This is a genomic window from uncultured Bradyrhizobium sp. (assembly GCF_936928535.1).
Classification (GTDB): Bacteria; Pseudomonadota; Alphaproteobacteria; order Rhizobiales; family Xanthobacteraceae; genus Bradyrhizobium.
In genome coordinates this window covers 13,787-27,743 of record NZ_CAKZHY010000055.1, presented here as the reverse complement: position 1 = coordinate 27,743, position 13,957 = coordinate 13,787, and the positions used below count along the sequence as shown (strand labels likewise).

13 protein-coding genes, 1 tRNA gene and 1 pseudogene are annotated in these 13,957 nt (G+C 63.4%); 9 read left to right on the top strand and 6 right to left on the bottom strand.

The annotated features are described in order from the left end of the window. Positions 1 to 16 precede the first annotated feature (16 nt). On the bottom strand, positions 17 to 1,081 hold the full coding sequence (locus Q0687_RS07480) for an acyl-CoA dehydrogenase family protein (RefSeq protein ID WP_298873990.1): 1,065 nt from the start codon (positions 1,079 to 1,081) through the stop codon (positions 17 to 19). 255 nt (positions 1,082 to 1,336) lie between these two features. Between Q0687_RS07480 and Q0687_RS07475 the strand changes: the two genes are divergently transcribed. Next, the gene (locus Q0687_RS07475; protein ID WP_298873989.1) at positions 1,337 to 2,122 is read left to right on the top strand and encodes an SDR family oxidoreductase; all 786 of its coding nucleotides are present in this window, start codon (positions 1,337 to 1,339) and stop codon (positions 2,120 to 2,122) included. 171 nt (positions 2,123 to 2,293) lie between these two features. On the opposite strand, the gene Q0687_RS07470 is transcribed toward Q0687_RS07475, so the two are convergent. Together Q0687_RS07470 and Q0687_RS07465 are read right to left on the bottom strand one after the other, a co-directional pair. Beyond that, entirely contained in the window at positions 2,294 to 2,566 is a 273-nt protein-coding gene (locus Q0687_RS07470) for a GlsB/YeaQ/YmgE family stress response membrane protein (protein ID WP_298873987.1), read from the bottom strand. 42 nt (positions 2,567 to 2,608) lie between these two features. Further along, on the bottom strand, positions 2,609 to 3,205 hold the full coding sequence (locus Q0687_RS07465; RefSeq protein ID WP_298873985.1) for a YidB family protein: 597 nt from the start codon (positions 3,203 to 3,205) through the stop codon (positions 2,609 to 2,611). A 182-nt stretch (positions 3,206 to 3,387) separates the two neighbouring features. Between Q0687_RS07465 and Q0687_RS07460 the strand changes: the two genes are divergently transcribed. Both Q0687_RS07460 and Q0687_RS07455 read left to right on the top strand, forming a co-directional pair. Next, positions 3,388 to 4,395 carry a 2-dehydropantoate 2-reductase gene (locus Q0687_RS07460; protein WP_298873983.1) on the top strand — a complete coding sequence of 336 codons (1,008 nt, stop codon included), beginning with the start codon at positions 3,388 to 3,390 and terminating at the stop codon, positions 4,393 to 4,395. 17 nt (positions 4,396 to 4,412) lie between these two features. Further along, entirely contained in the window at positions 4,413 to 4,616 is a 204-nt protein-coding gene (locus Q0687_RS07455; RefSeq protein ID WP_298873981.1) for a hypothetical protein, read from the top strand. Positions 4,617 to 4,751: 135 nt separating this feature from the next. Here Q0687_RS07455 and Q0687_RS07450 read toward each other — a convergent pair whose 3' ends face one another. After that, complete coding sequence (locus Q0687_RS07450) at positions 4,752 to 5,360, bottom strand: hypothetical protein (RefSeq protein ID WP_298873980.1); 609 nt, start codon at positions 5,358 to 5,360, stop codon at positions 4,752 to 4,754. Positions 5,361 to 5,727: 367 nt separating this feature from the next. Between Q0687_RS07450 and Q0687_RS07445 the strand changes: the two are divergent. From Q0687_RS07445 to Q0687_RS07430, 4 genes and pseudogenes are all read left to right on the top strand, one after another. Beyond that, positions 5,728 to 5,865: pseudogene (locus tag Q0687_RS07445) on the top strand (alpha/beta hydrolase); the annotation flags it as partial. 96 nt (positions 5,866 to 5,961) lie between these two features. Next, positions 5,962 to 6,600, top strand: coding sequence for an RraA family protein (locus Q0687_RS07440; protein ID WP_298873978.1), 639 nt, complete (start codon positions 5,962 to 5,964; stop codon positions 6,598 to 6,600). A gap of 112 nt (positions 6,601 to 6,712) precedes the next feature. Further along, the gene (locus Q0687_RS07435) at positions 6,713 to 9,733 is read left to right on the top strand and encodes a patatin-like phospholipase family protein (RefSeq protein WP_298873976.1); all 3,021 of its coding nucleotides are present in this window, start codon (positions 6,713 to 6,715) and stop codon (positions 9,731 to 9,733) included. A 112-nt stretch (positions 9,734 to 9,845) separates the two neighbouring features. Further along, positions 9,846 to 9,922, top strand: a tRNA-Arg gene (locus tag Q0687_RS07430). Here the strand turns inward: Q0687_RS07430 and Q0687_RS07425 are convergent. Beyond that, positions 9,923 to 10,750: a hypothetical protein gene (locus Q0687_RS07425; protein WP_298873974.1), complete on the bottom strand. Its 828-nt coding sequence runs from the start codon at positions 10,748 to 10,750 to the stop codon at positions 9,923 to 9,925. It lies immediately after the preceding tRNA gene. 174 nt (positions 10,751 to 10,924) lie between these two features. Here Q0687_RS07425 and Q0687_RS07420 point away from each other — a divergent pair, with 174 nt between their 5' ends. Next, positions 10,925 to 12,064, top strand: a complete 1,140-nt coding sequence (locus tag Q0687_RS07420) for an amidohydrolase/deacetylase family metallohydrolase (protein ID WP_298874129.1) — start codon at positions 10,925 to 10,927, stop codon at positions 12,062 to 12,064. Between the two features lie 9 nt (positions 12,065 to 12,073). On the opposite strand, the gene Q0687_RS07415 is transcribed toward Q0687_RS07420, so the two are convergent. Continuing rightward, positions 12,074 to 12,799 carry an alpha/beta hydrolase gene (locus Q0687_RS07415; protein WP_298873972.1) on the bottom strand — a complete coding sequence of 242 codons (726 nt, stop codon included), beginning with the start codon at positions 12,797 to 12,799 and terminating at the stop codon, positions 12,074 to 12,076. A 162-nt stretch (positions 12,800 to 12,961) separates the two neighbouring features. Here Q0687_RS07415 and Q0687_RS07410 point away from each other — a divergent pair, with 162 nt between their 5' ends. Next, positions 12,962 to 13,951, top strand: coding sequence for a helix-turn-helix domain-containing protein (locus Q0687_RS07410; RefSeq protein WP_298873970.1), 990 nt, complete (start codon positions 12,962 to 12,964; stop codon positions 13,949 to 13,951). The last annotated feature ends 6 nt before the right edge of the window (positions 13,952 to 13,957 follow it).

The window sequence follows — 13,957 nt, the reverse complement described above, 5'->3', positions numbered from 1 at the left end:
GTGTTTCGTCTCCCTGTCAGCGCGACGCCACGAGCGGCCACAATTCATCGGCGCCTCGGCGCGCGACCAGCTTGCCGAGCTCGACGGCCCAGTAGCTCTCCGAGCCGAAATCGTCACGCCAGGCCAGCGCCCGCAGCGAATAGCGGTGCAGGATGTGCTCGATGGTGAAGCCGATCGCGCCGTGAACCTGGTGCGCGATGCCACCGCCCTTTTCCGCAGCTTCCGCGCAGCGGATTTTTGCCGCGGCGGCTTCGAGATAGACCTCGTCGTCGAAGCTCCCAGCATTCGCGATGGCATCAGCCGCCGATGTCGCGGCGGCAAGTGCGGCGGCAGATTCGCCGGCGAGGCGCGCGAGATTGTGCTGCACCGCCTGGAATTTCGAGATCTTCTTCTCGAAGGCGACGCGCTCGTTGGAATAGCGCACGGAGATATCGAGCATGGACTCCAGCGCGCCAGCGATCTGAAGACTGCGCGCCACGCCGCCCATCAGCATCAGATTGGTCTGGTCGACACCATCAGGCGCGGCCTTGATGGTGACAGGCTGGACCTTGTCGAGCGTTACGGTGTCGCTGTGGTCGTAGCCGACATTGAGGCCGGATTCGGTTCGCGCCTTGCTGGCATCCACAAGCGCGATCGAAACGCCGTTCTTGCCATGCGCCAGCACCGCAAAATGCTTGGCCGATTTCGCAAAGGGCACGCCGCGGCAGCGGCCGGTGAGAGCGCCATCGGCATCAACGCTGATGCGATCCTTTGGCGAGGCCGGCAGCACCGTCATCTCGCCTTCGGGCGAGGCGATCTTCGCCTGCGCCAGCAGCCAGCCCGCGAGCATGGTTTCGGCCAGGGGAACCGCAACCGCGAAACGTCCGGCGGCGTTCAGCAGCGCAAAACCGTCGGCCAGGCTGGCGCCGGAGCCGCCGAGATCTTCGGGGACCCACGACAAGGGCAAGCCGGCTTCGCTGAGCGCCTGCCACAGCGGCGCCTGCCACGAAGCCTTCTTGTCGTTGTTGATGGTTTGCGGATCGGCGAGATCGGCGAAGATTTTTTCCGCGGTCTCGACGACGATATTGTCACTCTCCGCCACAGCGTTCCCCGTGTTTTGCCATTGGCGCGTCCTGCCCAAAGGGGGCGTCGCGCAATCTCTTCTTGCGCCCGATGATCCGAAAAAGCCATGGCCCTGACAAGCGTTGATCGCAAGCCCATCTGCGGCGCCAGCATGGGGCAAGAAACAGCCCGAGCAGCGGTCTGGACTAATTCCGCTTAGCGGAGTTTGCTCGATTTGCAGGGCGCCGCAAACTCGCTAAACAAGGCGCCACATCAACACGGGAAGGAAATCCGGATGGCCAAGGACAGTTTGTGCGCAATCGTGACGGGGTCCGCATCCGGTCTCGGCGCGGCGACCGCGGAGATTCTCGCAAGCAACGGGGCGCGGCTCGTCATCAACTATTCGTCGAGCAAGACCGAAGCCGAGGCCACCGCAGAAATCTGCCGCAAGGCGGGCGCCGCGGAAGTGCTGGTTGCTCAGGGCGACGTCTCGAAGGATGACGATTGCCGCAGGATCGTCGCGGCCGCGAGCGGCTGGGGCAAGCTCGACATCCTCGTCAACAATGCCGGCACCACCAAGCATGTCGCCCATGGCAATCTTGACGGGCTCTCGGCGGAAGATTTCCAGCGCTTGTACGGCGTCAACACCATCGGACCGTTCCAGATGGTGCGTGCGGCGCGCAGTCTGCTCGAGGCCGGTGCAAACGGATCCGGGCGACCGTCAGCCGTGGTCAACATTTCCTCCGTCGCCGGCATCAGCGGCGTCGGCTCGTCCATTGCGTATGCTGCAAGCAAGGGCGCGCTCAACACGATGACGCTGTCGCTCTCGCGTGCGCTGGCGCCCTTGATTCGCGTCAACACGGTCTGCCCCGGCTATATTGACACGCCCTGGTTCACCAAGGGGCGCGGCGAGGAACAGGCAAAACAGGTGCGCGACAGCGTGGTGGCGAAGGTGCCGCTGAAAGTCGCCTCTTCAGCCGAAGACATCGCGCAGCTCGTCTGCTTCCTGGCGATGCCGGCCTCCAGCAACATGACCGGCGAGGTCGTGCGCATGGATGCGGGGATGCATTTGGTTACGTGATTGCGGCATTCTCAGTTGTCATCCCCGCGAAGGCGGGGATCCATAACCAAAGGGAGGGCTTTGGCGCGAGACGGTAACTCCGAGCCTTCGCCAAACTGCTGCTGCGGCGTATGGGTCCCGGATCGGCGCGCGCTTAGGGCGCGCTTGTCCGGGACGACGAGAGAGTTTTCGCTATCCCTTGATCACGCCGCTCGCGACCAGGCGGTGCCAGATGAACAGCACCACCACCGCGCCGATCGTGGCCATGATGAATCCCGCGCCCTGATCCGGGCCGTAATGGCCGATGGCCTGGCCGACGAAAGTCGCCAGAAATGCGCCGACGATGCCAAGGATGGTGGTGAGGATGAAGCCGCTCGGATTATTCGGTCCCGGCGCCAGAAAACGCGCGATGAGGCCGGCGACGAAGCCGATGATGATGATCCACAACAGGCCACCCATGCTCATGTCAGTGCTCCCCTTGCCAAGCCAAAGTTGATCAGAGTTCGATTAAATTCGTCCCGAGAGCTCGTTCTCGGTCGGCAGCCGTCCGTCCGGTGTCAGATGATCGACCACCTGCGGCAGGTACTGGCTGAGGCCGGAGAGCAACTCGTCACGCGACAGGCCGCTTTGGGCCGACAGGCTCTGGATCTGGTCTGCGCCGAGCGCATTGGCGAGGTCGCCGGGTGCGATCGGCTTGTTCTCGCCCTTGCCCACCCAACTGTTTGCGGTCTCGCCATGGCCGCCCTGCTGGAGCTGGTTGAGGAGATCGCCGAGGCCACCGCTCAGCACTGAGCCGGCCGCGCCGCCCGCGAGCAGGCCGCCAAGGGGGCCCTTGAGAATATCACCGAGGCCGCCACCGCCGCCGAGAGCGCCACCAAGACCTCCGCCCGGTCCCGTATTCACGGGCGGGGGCACGGGAGCAGGTGCAGACTGCGGCGCCGCGTTCGGCTGACCTGCCGTCATATGCTTGAAGGCCTTCCAGGCGAGCAGGCCGAGGATCGCCATGGTCATCGGCGACATGCCGCCGGAGGATGATTGGGAGCTCGGCGTGCTCGGGCCGCGGGGCCCGTTCTGCATGCCGTTGAGGACGTCGAGTAGACCCATGGTGCTCTCCTTTGGCGTTCTCGTCCGGCGAGCTCTCGCCGCTGACAGCGCCCCCGGGCAAAAACATATGAGGCTCTCATGACGGTTACAAGGCAGATGCGCCGTGGCTGCGGTGGGCCGCCGGCCTCGCCTGTGCCTCCTCGCTCTGCTATCGAAAGCCGATCATTCAGGGGGCATGTCGGGTGGTGACGGATCGACCGATCGTGGTGGCGGGCGCGGGCGCCATCGGCTGCTTTGTCGGCGGCATGCTGGCAGCTGCCGATCGCCGGGTCGCGCTGCTGGTGCGGCCGCGGGTGAAGACCGAGATCGAGCGGTTCGGCCTGCGGCTGACGGATTTCGGCGGCGCCGAGAAGAAGCTCGGTGCCGGCCAGCTGGCGCTGTCGGAGGACCCTGCGATCTTCCACAGCGCCGGCATCGTGCTCGTCACGGTCAAGAGCGCCGACACGGCCGATGTCGCGGACCAGATCGCGCAGCACGCGCCGCAGGATGCCGTGATCGTGTCGTTGCAGAATGGCGTCGGCAATGTTGCCATTCTGAACGAACGTCTCGACGGTCGCCGCGTGCTCGCCGGCATGGTGCCGTTCAACGTGGTTGCGATGGGCGAGGGACGTTTCCACCGTTCGACCTCGGGAGACATTACAGTCGGTGAAGATGCCGACAACACGGCCGCCGCTCTTTCGGTGCCTGATCTCGCCATCCGCGCGAGCCGCGACATCGTCGGCGTGCAATGGGGCAAGCTGATCATCAATCTGAACAATGCGCTCAGTGCGCTGTCCGACATGCCGCTCGCGGCCCAGCTGGCAAGCCGTGACTGGCGACGGCTGTTCGCCGACCAGATGGCTGAGGGCCTCGCGGTGCTCAAGGCTGCCGGCATCACACCGGCCTCGGCGACGCCGATCCCGCCAAACTGGACGCCGACCTTGCTGCGATTGCCCGACATGGTCTTCAACGCGATCCTCGGGCGCACGATGAAGATCGACCCGGAGGCGCGGTCCTCGATGTGGCAGGATCTGAAGCAGGGCCGCAAGACCGAAATCGACTATCTCCAGGGCGCGATGATCGCGCTCGCCGGGAAAAACAACGTCGATGTGCCGCTGATGCGGCGCATTGTTGCGCTGATCAAGGAGGCCGAGACATCAGGCAAGGGCCCGCCGCGACTTTCGCCGCAGCAGATTCGCGGCGTGGTTTGAACGCAATGGAGAAACCGATGAGGCGTTGTGTTATGATCGGGCTCGCGCTGGTCGCGTTCTGCGGCGCGTCGACGCTCGCCTACGCGAGGCCGCCGACCGTCATGAACTCACCCGGCTACGACGCGCGCCTGCAGGAGAGCCGCAAGGCGCTGGGCAATACGACGACCGCGCCGGAGCCGGTGACGACGCCGAAGCGCAGCAAGAAGAAGCAGAAGCACTGAAGCCCAGCGTGCTCGGTCGTCGTCCTGGCTTTCGCCAGGGCGACGGTAAAGTGACTGACGCGGATCTCCATCCACGCGTCATTGCGAGCCAACGGGCGCGGACCCGTTGGCTCGCAATGACGGATGTGGAGACAGCTACCCCTTCTTCGCCGGCTTGTTCGGCGTCGGGCTGAACAGCTTCTTCAACTCGCTGAGGCCTTCCGACAGCCGCGGCCATTCGCAGGAGAACGAGCCCTTCGTGCAGGGCGCGCCCTTCTGTCGCAACACCTTCGGCCGTTCGACCGGAACGGGCACGCGCTCGACCTCGGTTCGCAGCGCGACCTGCTGAAGCCGCTGCGCTTGCTGCTCCTGCTGCTCGCGCTGCTGCCGCGCCGTCGCCTGGGCGGCTTCATTGCTGCGGCGCTGATCGGCGAGATAGGCCGTGTAGGATTCGTCGATCCTCTTTTGCTCTTCCGGCGTCGGGTTTGGACCTGCGATGTCGAAGCTGCGATCCTGGAGGAAGTCGTAATAGGTATAGCCGCCGCCGGCCTTGCGTCGGCCCGCGAACTTTGCGTTGCAGTCGGCAAGTGCTGCGGTCTTTTCGGCCTTGCTTGCCGACTTTTCGGCAGCGTCGGCGCATTCCTCGAAATCGACGGGCGCGCGCTTCCACCATTGCGCGTGGGCATGCGGCAAGGTCAGCAGAAATAATCCTGCTGCGGCAACGAGAAACGCCGCCGCGCGACGCGATGCAACTACGTCCGACATTCTACGAGAGCATTCCTTGTGAGACTCAACCCGAACTGAATCGTGGCTGATTTTTGCCCCTTTCTCGCCGGCTTGTCACCCATGGAACCCGGGAATTTCATGGCTGGGTTGCTGACATTTTTTGCTTGACGTGGCTCGGGAGTCACAGCCCCGCAGCACATGATGCGCTTAGAATTTTATCAGTTTGATACGACAAGGAAATCTTCGTCATGAGAGCGCCGAGCTGGCTGGTCGCAATCGCTTTGGTGATGCTTTGCGGCCGCGTCCTTGCCGCGGAGGACGACGTCCCTAACGGCAAGCCGGCGAAGGTCGTGGCCGATGCGCAGCTCTCGGTTGGCGGCCAGGGACTATTGCCGCCTGTCTTTCCAGCAAGCGCGATCACGGCATGCCCAATCATACAGTGTGGGACGTCGCCGGCGTCGGGCATGACGGCGACGAGATGCTGACCTCCAAATGCGGCCTCGCCGCTCTGTTCGACAGCCCGGGCTGTGGTGCAGAGCGCTGATGAAGGCCGCCCTTGAAGGAAGGCCGCGCCTTCCGCATCATGCCGGCGAAGGCGCGGGCGCATCCGGAATAAAGAATCACAGAAGGACCAAATGCCATGACGATCACGATCGCAGCGAACAGCGTGCCGAAGCCGCCGGCTGACCTCATCGAAGGTTTCAGGAATGCACCGACCTCGATCATTTCCGACAATCTCAGCCGGTTACCGGGCGCGGTCGGGCTAAAGCCCTATCATCGCAGCGGCAAGCTGGTGGGCGTGGCCTTCACGGTGCGCACCCGGCCTGGCGACAATCTCGCCATCCACCGCGCGCTCGAGCTGGTCGGCCCCGGCGATGTCATCGTGGTCGATGGCGGTGGCGACGAAAGCCGGGCGCTGGTCGGCGAGATCATGAAGAACATCGCGCAGTGGCGAAAAGCCGAGGGCTACGTGATCGACGGCGCGATCCGCGATGTCGCCGCCTTCGCCGCGGACGACTTTCCCTGCTTCGCCCGCGCGGTGATCCACCGCGGCCCCTACAAGAACGGTCCCGGCGAGATCAACGTGCCCGTGACGGTCGGCGGCAGCGTGATCTCGCCCGGCGACATCGTGGTCGGCGACGAGGACGGCGTGGTGTCGTTTCCAGCAGCCGGTGCCGCGGCCCTGCTGGAGGCGGTGCGCGTCCAGATCAAGCGCGAGGACGACACGCTGAAGGCGATCCGCGAGGGCCGCTACCAGGGTGCGTATGGCAAATCCTGATCGGACGACGATCGTCATCACTTGATGAAAAGCGACATTTCCACTACCATCACGGGTATTAATATGACAGCACACCTACCTATTGCGACAAAGACATTTGTGGAGGGCTCCGATGGACTTCGGGCCGGAGAATGCGCAAGACGGTGTCATCGTTGAACGATGGGCCAAACTGTCGGATGTGCTTTACGACGAGCGGATCCACCTCGACAGGCTTCGTGAAATTGCAAGAGAGAATGCCCGGGCGAGGATAAGACGGTCCTCGACAGAAACCGCGCGCCTGCGGCCGGAGCCTTCAGCCGAACAGGATGAGTTCTTCGGCCTGGCGCTGTCGGGTGGAGGAATTCGAAGCGCGACATTCTCGCTCGGGGTTCTTCAGGCCCTGGCTCAAAGGCAACGGCTTGCAAGCATCGATTACATTTCCACCGTATCGGGCGGTGGTTACATCGGGACCTGGCTGTCTGCCTGCATTTACCGGGCTCGGCTTGAAGACAAGCCCGATCCGGTTGCTGATGTCGAAGCACGAATAACGCCGCGCAACACGCGAAACAGCGCTGAAGAAGCTCCTGAAATCCGGTTCCTGAGAGCCTATAGCAACTATCTGACGCCCAGGCTGGGCCTGTTCAGCAGCGACACCCTGGCCGCGATGTCGGGGTTTCTGCGAAATCTGTTCCTGAACCTTCTGCTCGGAATCTTTTCGGTTCTGCTCGTCCTGGCATTCGCGCACATGGTCATTGCCGTCGGGATGGCGGACCTCACGCGCGTTGAAGGGGAAGTCGACAGAGTCGGGCCTGGCGCCGTGCTGTTCATGTTCGTAGCGGTCGCCTCGATCGCCCTCAACCTGACACTGCAGAGTCATGACGTGCGGCGGTTGCAAGCGACCGGTCGGCACGAACGCGTCGTCAAGGCGATTATGGTGGTACAGAGCTGGCCGCGTGTGTTCACTCTGGTCCCGCTCGCTGTCAGTCTCGTTAACGGCTCGATGTGGATTTGCTTCCATGTCGGTGAGTTGGGGTGGCTTCCCATCTTCATCGTGGTCGCCGTCGCAGTCCTTGCGATGCTGCTGGGCGGTGTGTTGGCTTATGTGCTGTTAAATCCGGGCCTTCCGGAAATCCGCGGCGGCATGCGGGGCCTGGTCCGGCTGCTTCCCTCCAGCATCGCTACCGCCTTCAGGGACGTTCGAGGCGAAGCTCCTCGCTACATTGCCGCGACACTGGTTTGCGCGGCATTGGCCTATGGTCTCGCCAGCGCCGGGTCGTCATTGTTTGGGCTGTCGGAAATCAATGGCCGCAGCGCAATCCACATCATGGCGCTCGGGCCTGTCGTCGAGGTTCTGTTTCTCTGGCTGATCTTCCTGATCTGGATGGGAGTGGTTGGAAATACCTACTCCGAGTTCACGCGCGAATGGTTGAATCGATTTCTGGGCGAACTGTCGGGGCTTGCGGGCGTCTGGCTGGTGATCAGTACCCTGATCATCCACGCCCGGCCCTTCGCAGGATGGACATACGCAAAAATCCACAGGACGATACAGGCTTATCCGCTGCTCAGCGTCGTCGGTGCGGCTGCCTTGATCGTCTCGTTCCTGGTGGCGCGCTCCGTGCTTCGGCGGCGCAGGGATCTTCAAGCCATTGCAGCAGAGGGCGAAACGCAACGCTCGGGGATGATGGCGGTCTGCTGGTTGGTGGTGGTGATCTTCATTTCCGCGCTGACCGTCTCGTTCCAGAGCATCTTTTTTCTCTGGGTCGTCGGTAGCGATCAACTGAAGGCGGGCAGCGAGATGTCATATAGCGGCGTGCTGAACCAGCACATCAGCGAGCTGGTCCAGGCACTTTCGATCGGACCGGCGCCGGGCCTTCATCCGATGAGCTGGTTCTTGTGGATGCCTGCAATCAGTGCCTTTGTGGTCATTACGATTTTGGTGGTGGCCAGCTTCTTCGTTCTCGATGTGAATACGTTTTCTCTGCAAAACCTGTATCGAAATCGACTGGTTCGCTGCTATCTCGGGGCTGCTCACGGCGCGGGGCGCCTGCCAAATCCCTTTGCCGGTTTTGATCCAAGCGACGATTTTGCGCTGAGCGAGTTGAGGGAGCAGCGCCCCTATCTGCTGGTCAATGCAGCTTTGAACATCACCCAAGGGCAGGATCTTGCCTGGCAACAGAGGAAGGCCGCGTCGTTTACGTTCTCTCCGAGGTGGTGTGGCTACTGGCTCGAATCCACCGAGATGTCCAGCATCACGTCCGGCGACCGGATTCGCGGAGGCTTCGTGCGCACCGACGAATATGTGCATGAGCCCTGGGGATTTCGTGCCGTCTCCCCGGGCGTCATGGCTGGAACAGCGATAGCAACTTCGGGAGCCGCGGTCAGTTCGCAAATGGGGTTTGCCAGCCGCGGCCCGCTTGCTTTCGTATTGACGCTGATGAACCTGCGTTTGGGACGATGGGTCCCGAATACGGCACATCAGAAAAAAACTGCACGCTGGAAAGAGCCCAGTCCGGACCTCGGAGCCTATTGGTACCTGTGCGAATTGCTCGGAACGACCAACGAACGGCGGGACTGGGTCTACGTTTCCGATGGAGGCCACTTCGAAAATCTTGGAATCTACGAGCTGGTGCGGCGCCGATGCGCCCGGATATTCTGCGTGGATGCAGGTGCCGACCCGCGGCGAACCTTCTCGGATCTGGGAAACGCCGTCCAGAAGTGCCGTGTCGATTTTGGGGTTGATATCTCGATTGACCTCAAGCCGCTCGAGGTCGACCACAGTGGATTTAGCGAGGAGGCGTTCTCGATCGGAACGATCGAGTATCCCGCAACAGCCGACGCCCGAGGGTTCACCGGCGAACTGGTCTATCTGAAGCCTTCTTTGCCAAAAGCGTGCGAGCATCTGCCGTCCGACGTGCTGGCCTACCGCGCCCGGCACCGGGAATTCCCGCACGAGGCGACCACCAACCAATGGTTCTCGGAGTCCCAGTTCGAAAGTTACCGGCACCTCGGTCACGTTCTCGGACTACGGGCCTTGAATGCGGTCGACGGTTGGCGTGGTCCTCGCCGCGTCCGGAAGAAGAAATCGGACATCGCTGCGGTGCTCCAGGAAGGCCATTCGGAAGAGAGGACAGTGAACGACGGTGATCGTGCGTGACGAACCCGATCGAGGGCGCCGCATCGTCCTTTTTCAGAGTATCGCGGCGCTGGCGGTTTGAGGTTCGTTCTGCTATGGAGGCCCGAGTGCCTGCATCCGTTGCAGGTTCCGCGGTCCCGTAGCTCAGCCGGATAGAGCGGCGGTTTCCTAAACCGTAGGTCGCATGTTCGAGTCATGCCGGGATCGCCATTACGGCTTAAGGACGCTTGTGAGAAAGCGTGAGGTCGCCTCGCGCACGTCTGGCCGGTTGAGAATCGTGTGCACCTCCGCATCCACGACGAAGACGACCGCATGGAGATTGCCTTTCAGCGCGCCAGCGCACGTGCCGGTGACGGCATAGTCCTTGTTCCAGGGATTGCTCGGCGAGAAATACGGGTCGCGCGCTGAGATGGCATTGAAAACGGGCTCCTCGGGACCAAAGCCCGGGCGGGGACGATCGACGAAATAGTTGGGTTCGCACGACCACGAATAGATCAGGCGCGCTGCGCTCTCCGGGCCGGCATAGCGGCTCACCGCGACCGATCCCTCGCTGGTGCCGGCGATCACGATGCGGGCGCGGTCAACCCAGGCCCATGACTTCGAGGCCTCAAGCGCGTGCGTGAGCTCGGCAAGGCGCAGTGTGTGGACGCGTTCATAGATCTCGACCGGCACGGGCGACACATAGGTCAGCCGTCCGTCGATCGCGAGGCTGTCGGGAGCAACCGAAGCGAGCCCCAGCGTATCAGCGAGCCAGACCTGAAAATCCTTCACGGCCGGCGCGACGCCGCTCGATCCATGCAGCAGCACGACAAGCGGCGCCTTGCCGGTCACGTCGGGCGCAGCAGACGGAATGCCTTGCCAGCGCTCGCGGCCGGTCAGCGAGGCCGGCAACACGAGATTGGCGTTACGCCAGGTCGCAGCGAGATTGTCCGCCGTGGGATCGAGTGTGGTGCCCCTGATGTCGCCGGACTTGTCTTCGGCGGAGACGATCGTTGCAACCGCTGCAAGCGCGCAGACTAAGCCCGCGAAGCATGCCAACCGCGCAGATCGTTGCCAAATCCTCCCCATGGTGAATTCCCTCGGCGTCCGTGGCAGCGTCGCCGCTCTGCGGGCTGCTCGCGCAGTTTGCCTGCCCGGCTCAAAAATTGCTACAGGCGGTGAGCAGCCCTCCTGGCTGAGGCTGAAAGCCTCACCGCAAATTCGGAGACCATGATGCCTTTCGACTTGATCCTGCGCGGCGGGCGGGTGATCGACCCGTCTCAGAAACTCGATGCCGTGACGGATGTCGCGTTCTCGGGCGGCAAGGTTGCCGCGGTCGGCTCCGGGCTCAAGGCGGATCCTGGCACCGAAGTGCGCGATGTCTCGCAGTTCATCGTGACGCCGGGGCTGATCGATCTCCACACCCATGTCTATTGGGGCGGCACCTCGCTCGGCATCGATGCCGAGGAATTCTGCCGCGCCTCCGGCGTCACCACCTCGGTCGACACCGGCAGCGCCGGTCCCGGCAATTTCGCCGGCTTCCGCAAGCACGTGATCGAGCCGAGCGAGGTTCGCATTCTCGCCTATCTGCACGTCTCCCATGCCGGCATTTTCGGCTTCTCGCAGCGGATCATGGTCGGCGAGAGCGAGGAATTGCGGCTGATGAATCCGATCGAGGCGGCCAAGGTGGCGGACGCCAACCGCGACGTCATCGTCGGCATCAAGGTGCGGGTCGGGTTGCACTCCTCGGGGACCTCGGGCGCCGTGCCGCTCGACATCGCGCTCCAGGTCGCCGACGAGGTCGGCATGCCCCTGATGGCGCATATCGACCATCCGCCGCCAACCTATGAAGAGGTGCTCGCCCGCCTTCGTCCCGGCGACGTGCTCACCCATGCGTTCCGGCCCTTCCCGAACTCGCCGGCGACCGCGCAGGGGACGGTGAAGAAGGCGGTGCTGGACGCGCGCGAGCGCGGCGTGCTGTTCGACATCGGCCATGGCAAGGGCTCGTTCGCGTTCAAGACCGCGCGCGCCATGCTCGCCAACGGCTTCTATCCGGACACCATCTCGTCCGACATCCATCAGCTCTGCATCGACGGCCCGGCCTTCGACCAGGTGACGACCATGTCGAAATTCCTGTGCATGGGGATGTCGCTGTCGGACGTGATCGCGGCCTCGACGGAGAACGCTGCGATGGCGCTGCGGCGCCCCGAACTCGGCAGCCTCAAGCCCGGCTGCGTCGGCGATGCCACAATGATCTCGATCAGGGAAGGCCAGTTCGACTATGAAGACGTCGTTGGCGAGCACCTCATCGGAAGCAAGAAGATCGTCTCCGAAGGCGTCGTCATCGGCGGCCGCTGGTGGCATCCGAACTGAGCGCGCGCATCAGTCGCGTCCCGCCTCCATGATCGCTTTTGCAAGGCGCGCCGGATCGGAGAAGCACAGCTCATGGCTTCCCGAGACCTGCACCAGGCGGAACAGGCCGAGCTTCTCCGACAGCCGCGGATGCCAGCCAAGGCTGTGCGGCAGCGCGGTGTCCTCGGTGCAGTTGATGTAGGATTTTGCCAGCTGCATGTCGGCGGGATTGGTCTTGAGCGCGATCTTGTCGCTGAAGGTCTTCAGCGGATGCGGATTGAGGACGTCATAGGCCTTCTGCGCCAGCTCGAGATCGGCATCGTTGATGAAGGCCTCCCGCCAGATCGGGAAGGGCAGCACGACAGAGCCATCGCCGCGTTCGGCTGCGATCGCATCGAACAGCCCGACATAATGCGGTGGCACCATGTCGTTGAGGCTCTCGCCATTGCTTGGCACAAAGGCGTTCCAGTAGATCAGGCGGCGGATGCGCTCGGGCGCGAGGTCCGCGACGCCGGTGATGACCATGCCGCCATAGGAATGGCCGAGCAGGACGACGTCCTTCAGATTGTTCTCGGCGAGGTAGTCGGCGATCGACTGGATCGCCTCCTTCAGCCCTGTCGTCTTGGCGTCGCCCGCGCGGTTGCCTTTGATGGTGGGCGTGTAGACCTGATGGCCATGGGCGCGGATCGGGGCCGCAACAGGCTCGAACTCGGCACCGGTGTGCCAGGCGCCATGGACGAGAACGTAGGTCGACATGTTGTAGCTCCCTCGGAAGACTGCTTAGATCGGTGCGGCGATGGACGTTGCCCAAATATGCCGGCTGAACGCCCGTCATCGTCTTTGTTGCGGCCATACTGAACCGCCGGGCCCGCCGCCCGCTTGTCTGACGCTGAACCGGATTGGCCTTGGAGCGAACTGATGGAGCAGCTCATGTCCGAAAGCCGGCCCCGGCATCTGGTTTGGGACACCGGGGGCACGCGGCCGGAGGAGCAGTTCTCCTATTATCGGGAGGCAATCTGCCAGGCTTTCATGAACCTGACGCCGGAATCGGCGACCACCTCACGTTTTCCGGCCAAGGTCGAGGCGATCAAGATCGGCAATGGCGCCATCAACCGGGTGGTCTTTCCCGAGCACACCGTGCATCGCTCGCGTGCGGACATCGCAGCGTCGACCGAAAGCTGCTTCTATCTCAACTTCAAGCTCGCAGGACGCTGCCGCGTGGTCCAGGGCGGCCGCGACGTCAGCCTGTCGCGCGGCCAGGTCGGCATCTGCGACAGCGACCGGGAGGTGAAGCTCCTGCATGATCGCGGGCCGACACTGGAGGTCGCATCGTTCTGGGTGCCTTCGCGCGAGCTGCGCGATCGGCTGCCGCCATCCTTCGACTTCAGGGTCGAGCGCGTATCCGACGATCCCTTCGTCGGCCACCTCATCGTCGAGACGGCGCGATCGCTGAATGCCGGCGCGCTGCGGATGACGGAAGGCGAAGCCGTCAGGCTGTTCGGCGTGCTGCTGGACCTCGTGGCGCTGAGCCTGTCCCGCCGCTTGCGCGCGCAGACCGCGGAGGCCGCGAGCTTTGCCGACGCGACCGCGCTGGCGCTCCGCCGTGCGGTGCATGAGCGGCTTTCGGAGCAGGGGCTGACCGTGGCGGATGTCGCGCGCGCGATCGGCATCAGCGAGCGCTACGTGCACAAGCTGTTCGAGCGCGCGGGCACCACATTCTCGGACTATGTCATGGACCGCAGGCTGGACGGTGCGGCCCGCGATTTGAGCGATCCTGCGAAAGCGGACCAGGCGATCGGCTCCATCGCTTTCGACTGGGGCTTTTCGGACCTCTCCCATTTCACGCGGCGCTTCAAGCAGCGCTTTGGCTGCCGGCCGCGTGACTGGAGAGCGCGCCAAACGCGATGACAGCGG

What these genes read in the sequence shown, in the direction of transcription:
- Q0687_RS07450 (WP_298873980.1), bottom strand. Translation starts at nt 5,360, where the DNA reads ATGTCGGACGTAGTTGCATCGCGTCGCGCGGCGGCGTTTCTCGTTGCC.
- Q0687_RS07440 (WP_298873978.1), top strand. Translation starts at nt 5,962, where the DNA reads ATGACGATCACGATCGCAGCGAACAGCGTGCCGAAGCCGCCGGCTGAC.
- Q0687_RS07420 (WP_298874129.1), top strand. Translation starts at nt 10,925, where the DNA reads ATGCCTTTCGACTTGATCCTGCGCGGCGGGCGGGTGATCGACCCGTCT.
- Q0687_RS07475 (WP_298873989.1), top strand. Translation starts at nt 1,337, where the DNA reads ATGGCCAAGGACAGTTTGTGCGCAATCGTGACGGGGTCCGCATCCGGT.
- Q0687_RS07470 (WP_298873987.1), bottom strand. Translation starts at nt 2,566, where the DNA reads ATGAGCATGGGTGGCCTGTTGTGGATCATCATCATCGGCTTCGTCGCC.
- Q0687_RS07435 (WP_298873976.1), top strand. Translation starts at nt 6,713, where the DNA reads ATGGACTTCGGGCCGGAGAATGCGCAAGACGGTGTCATCGTTGAACGA.
- Q0687_RS07415 (WP_298873972.1), bottom strand. Translation starts at nt 12,799, where the DNA reads ATGTCGACCTACGTTCTCGTCCATGGCGCCTGGCACACCGGTGCCGAG.
- Q0687_RS07455 (WP_298873981.1), top strand. Translation starts at nt 4,413, where the DNA reads ATGAGGCGTTGTGTTATGATCGGGCTCGCGCTGGTCGCGTTCTGCGGC.
- Q0687_RS07465 (WP_298873985.1), bottom strand. Translation starts at nt 3,205, where the DNA reads ATGGGTCTACTCGACGTCCTCAACGGCATGCAGAACGGGCCCCGCGGC.
- Q0687_RS07410 (WP_298873970.1), top strand. Translation starts at nt 12,962, where the DNA reads ATGGAGCAGCTCATGTCCGAAAGCCGGCCCCGGCATCTGGTTTGGGAC.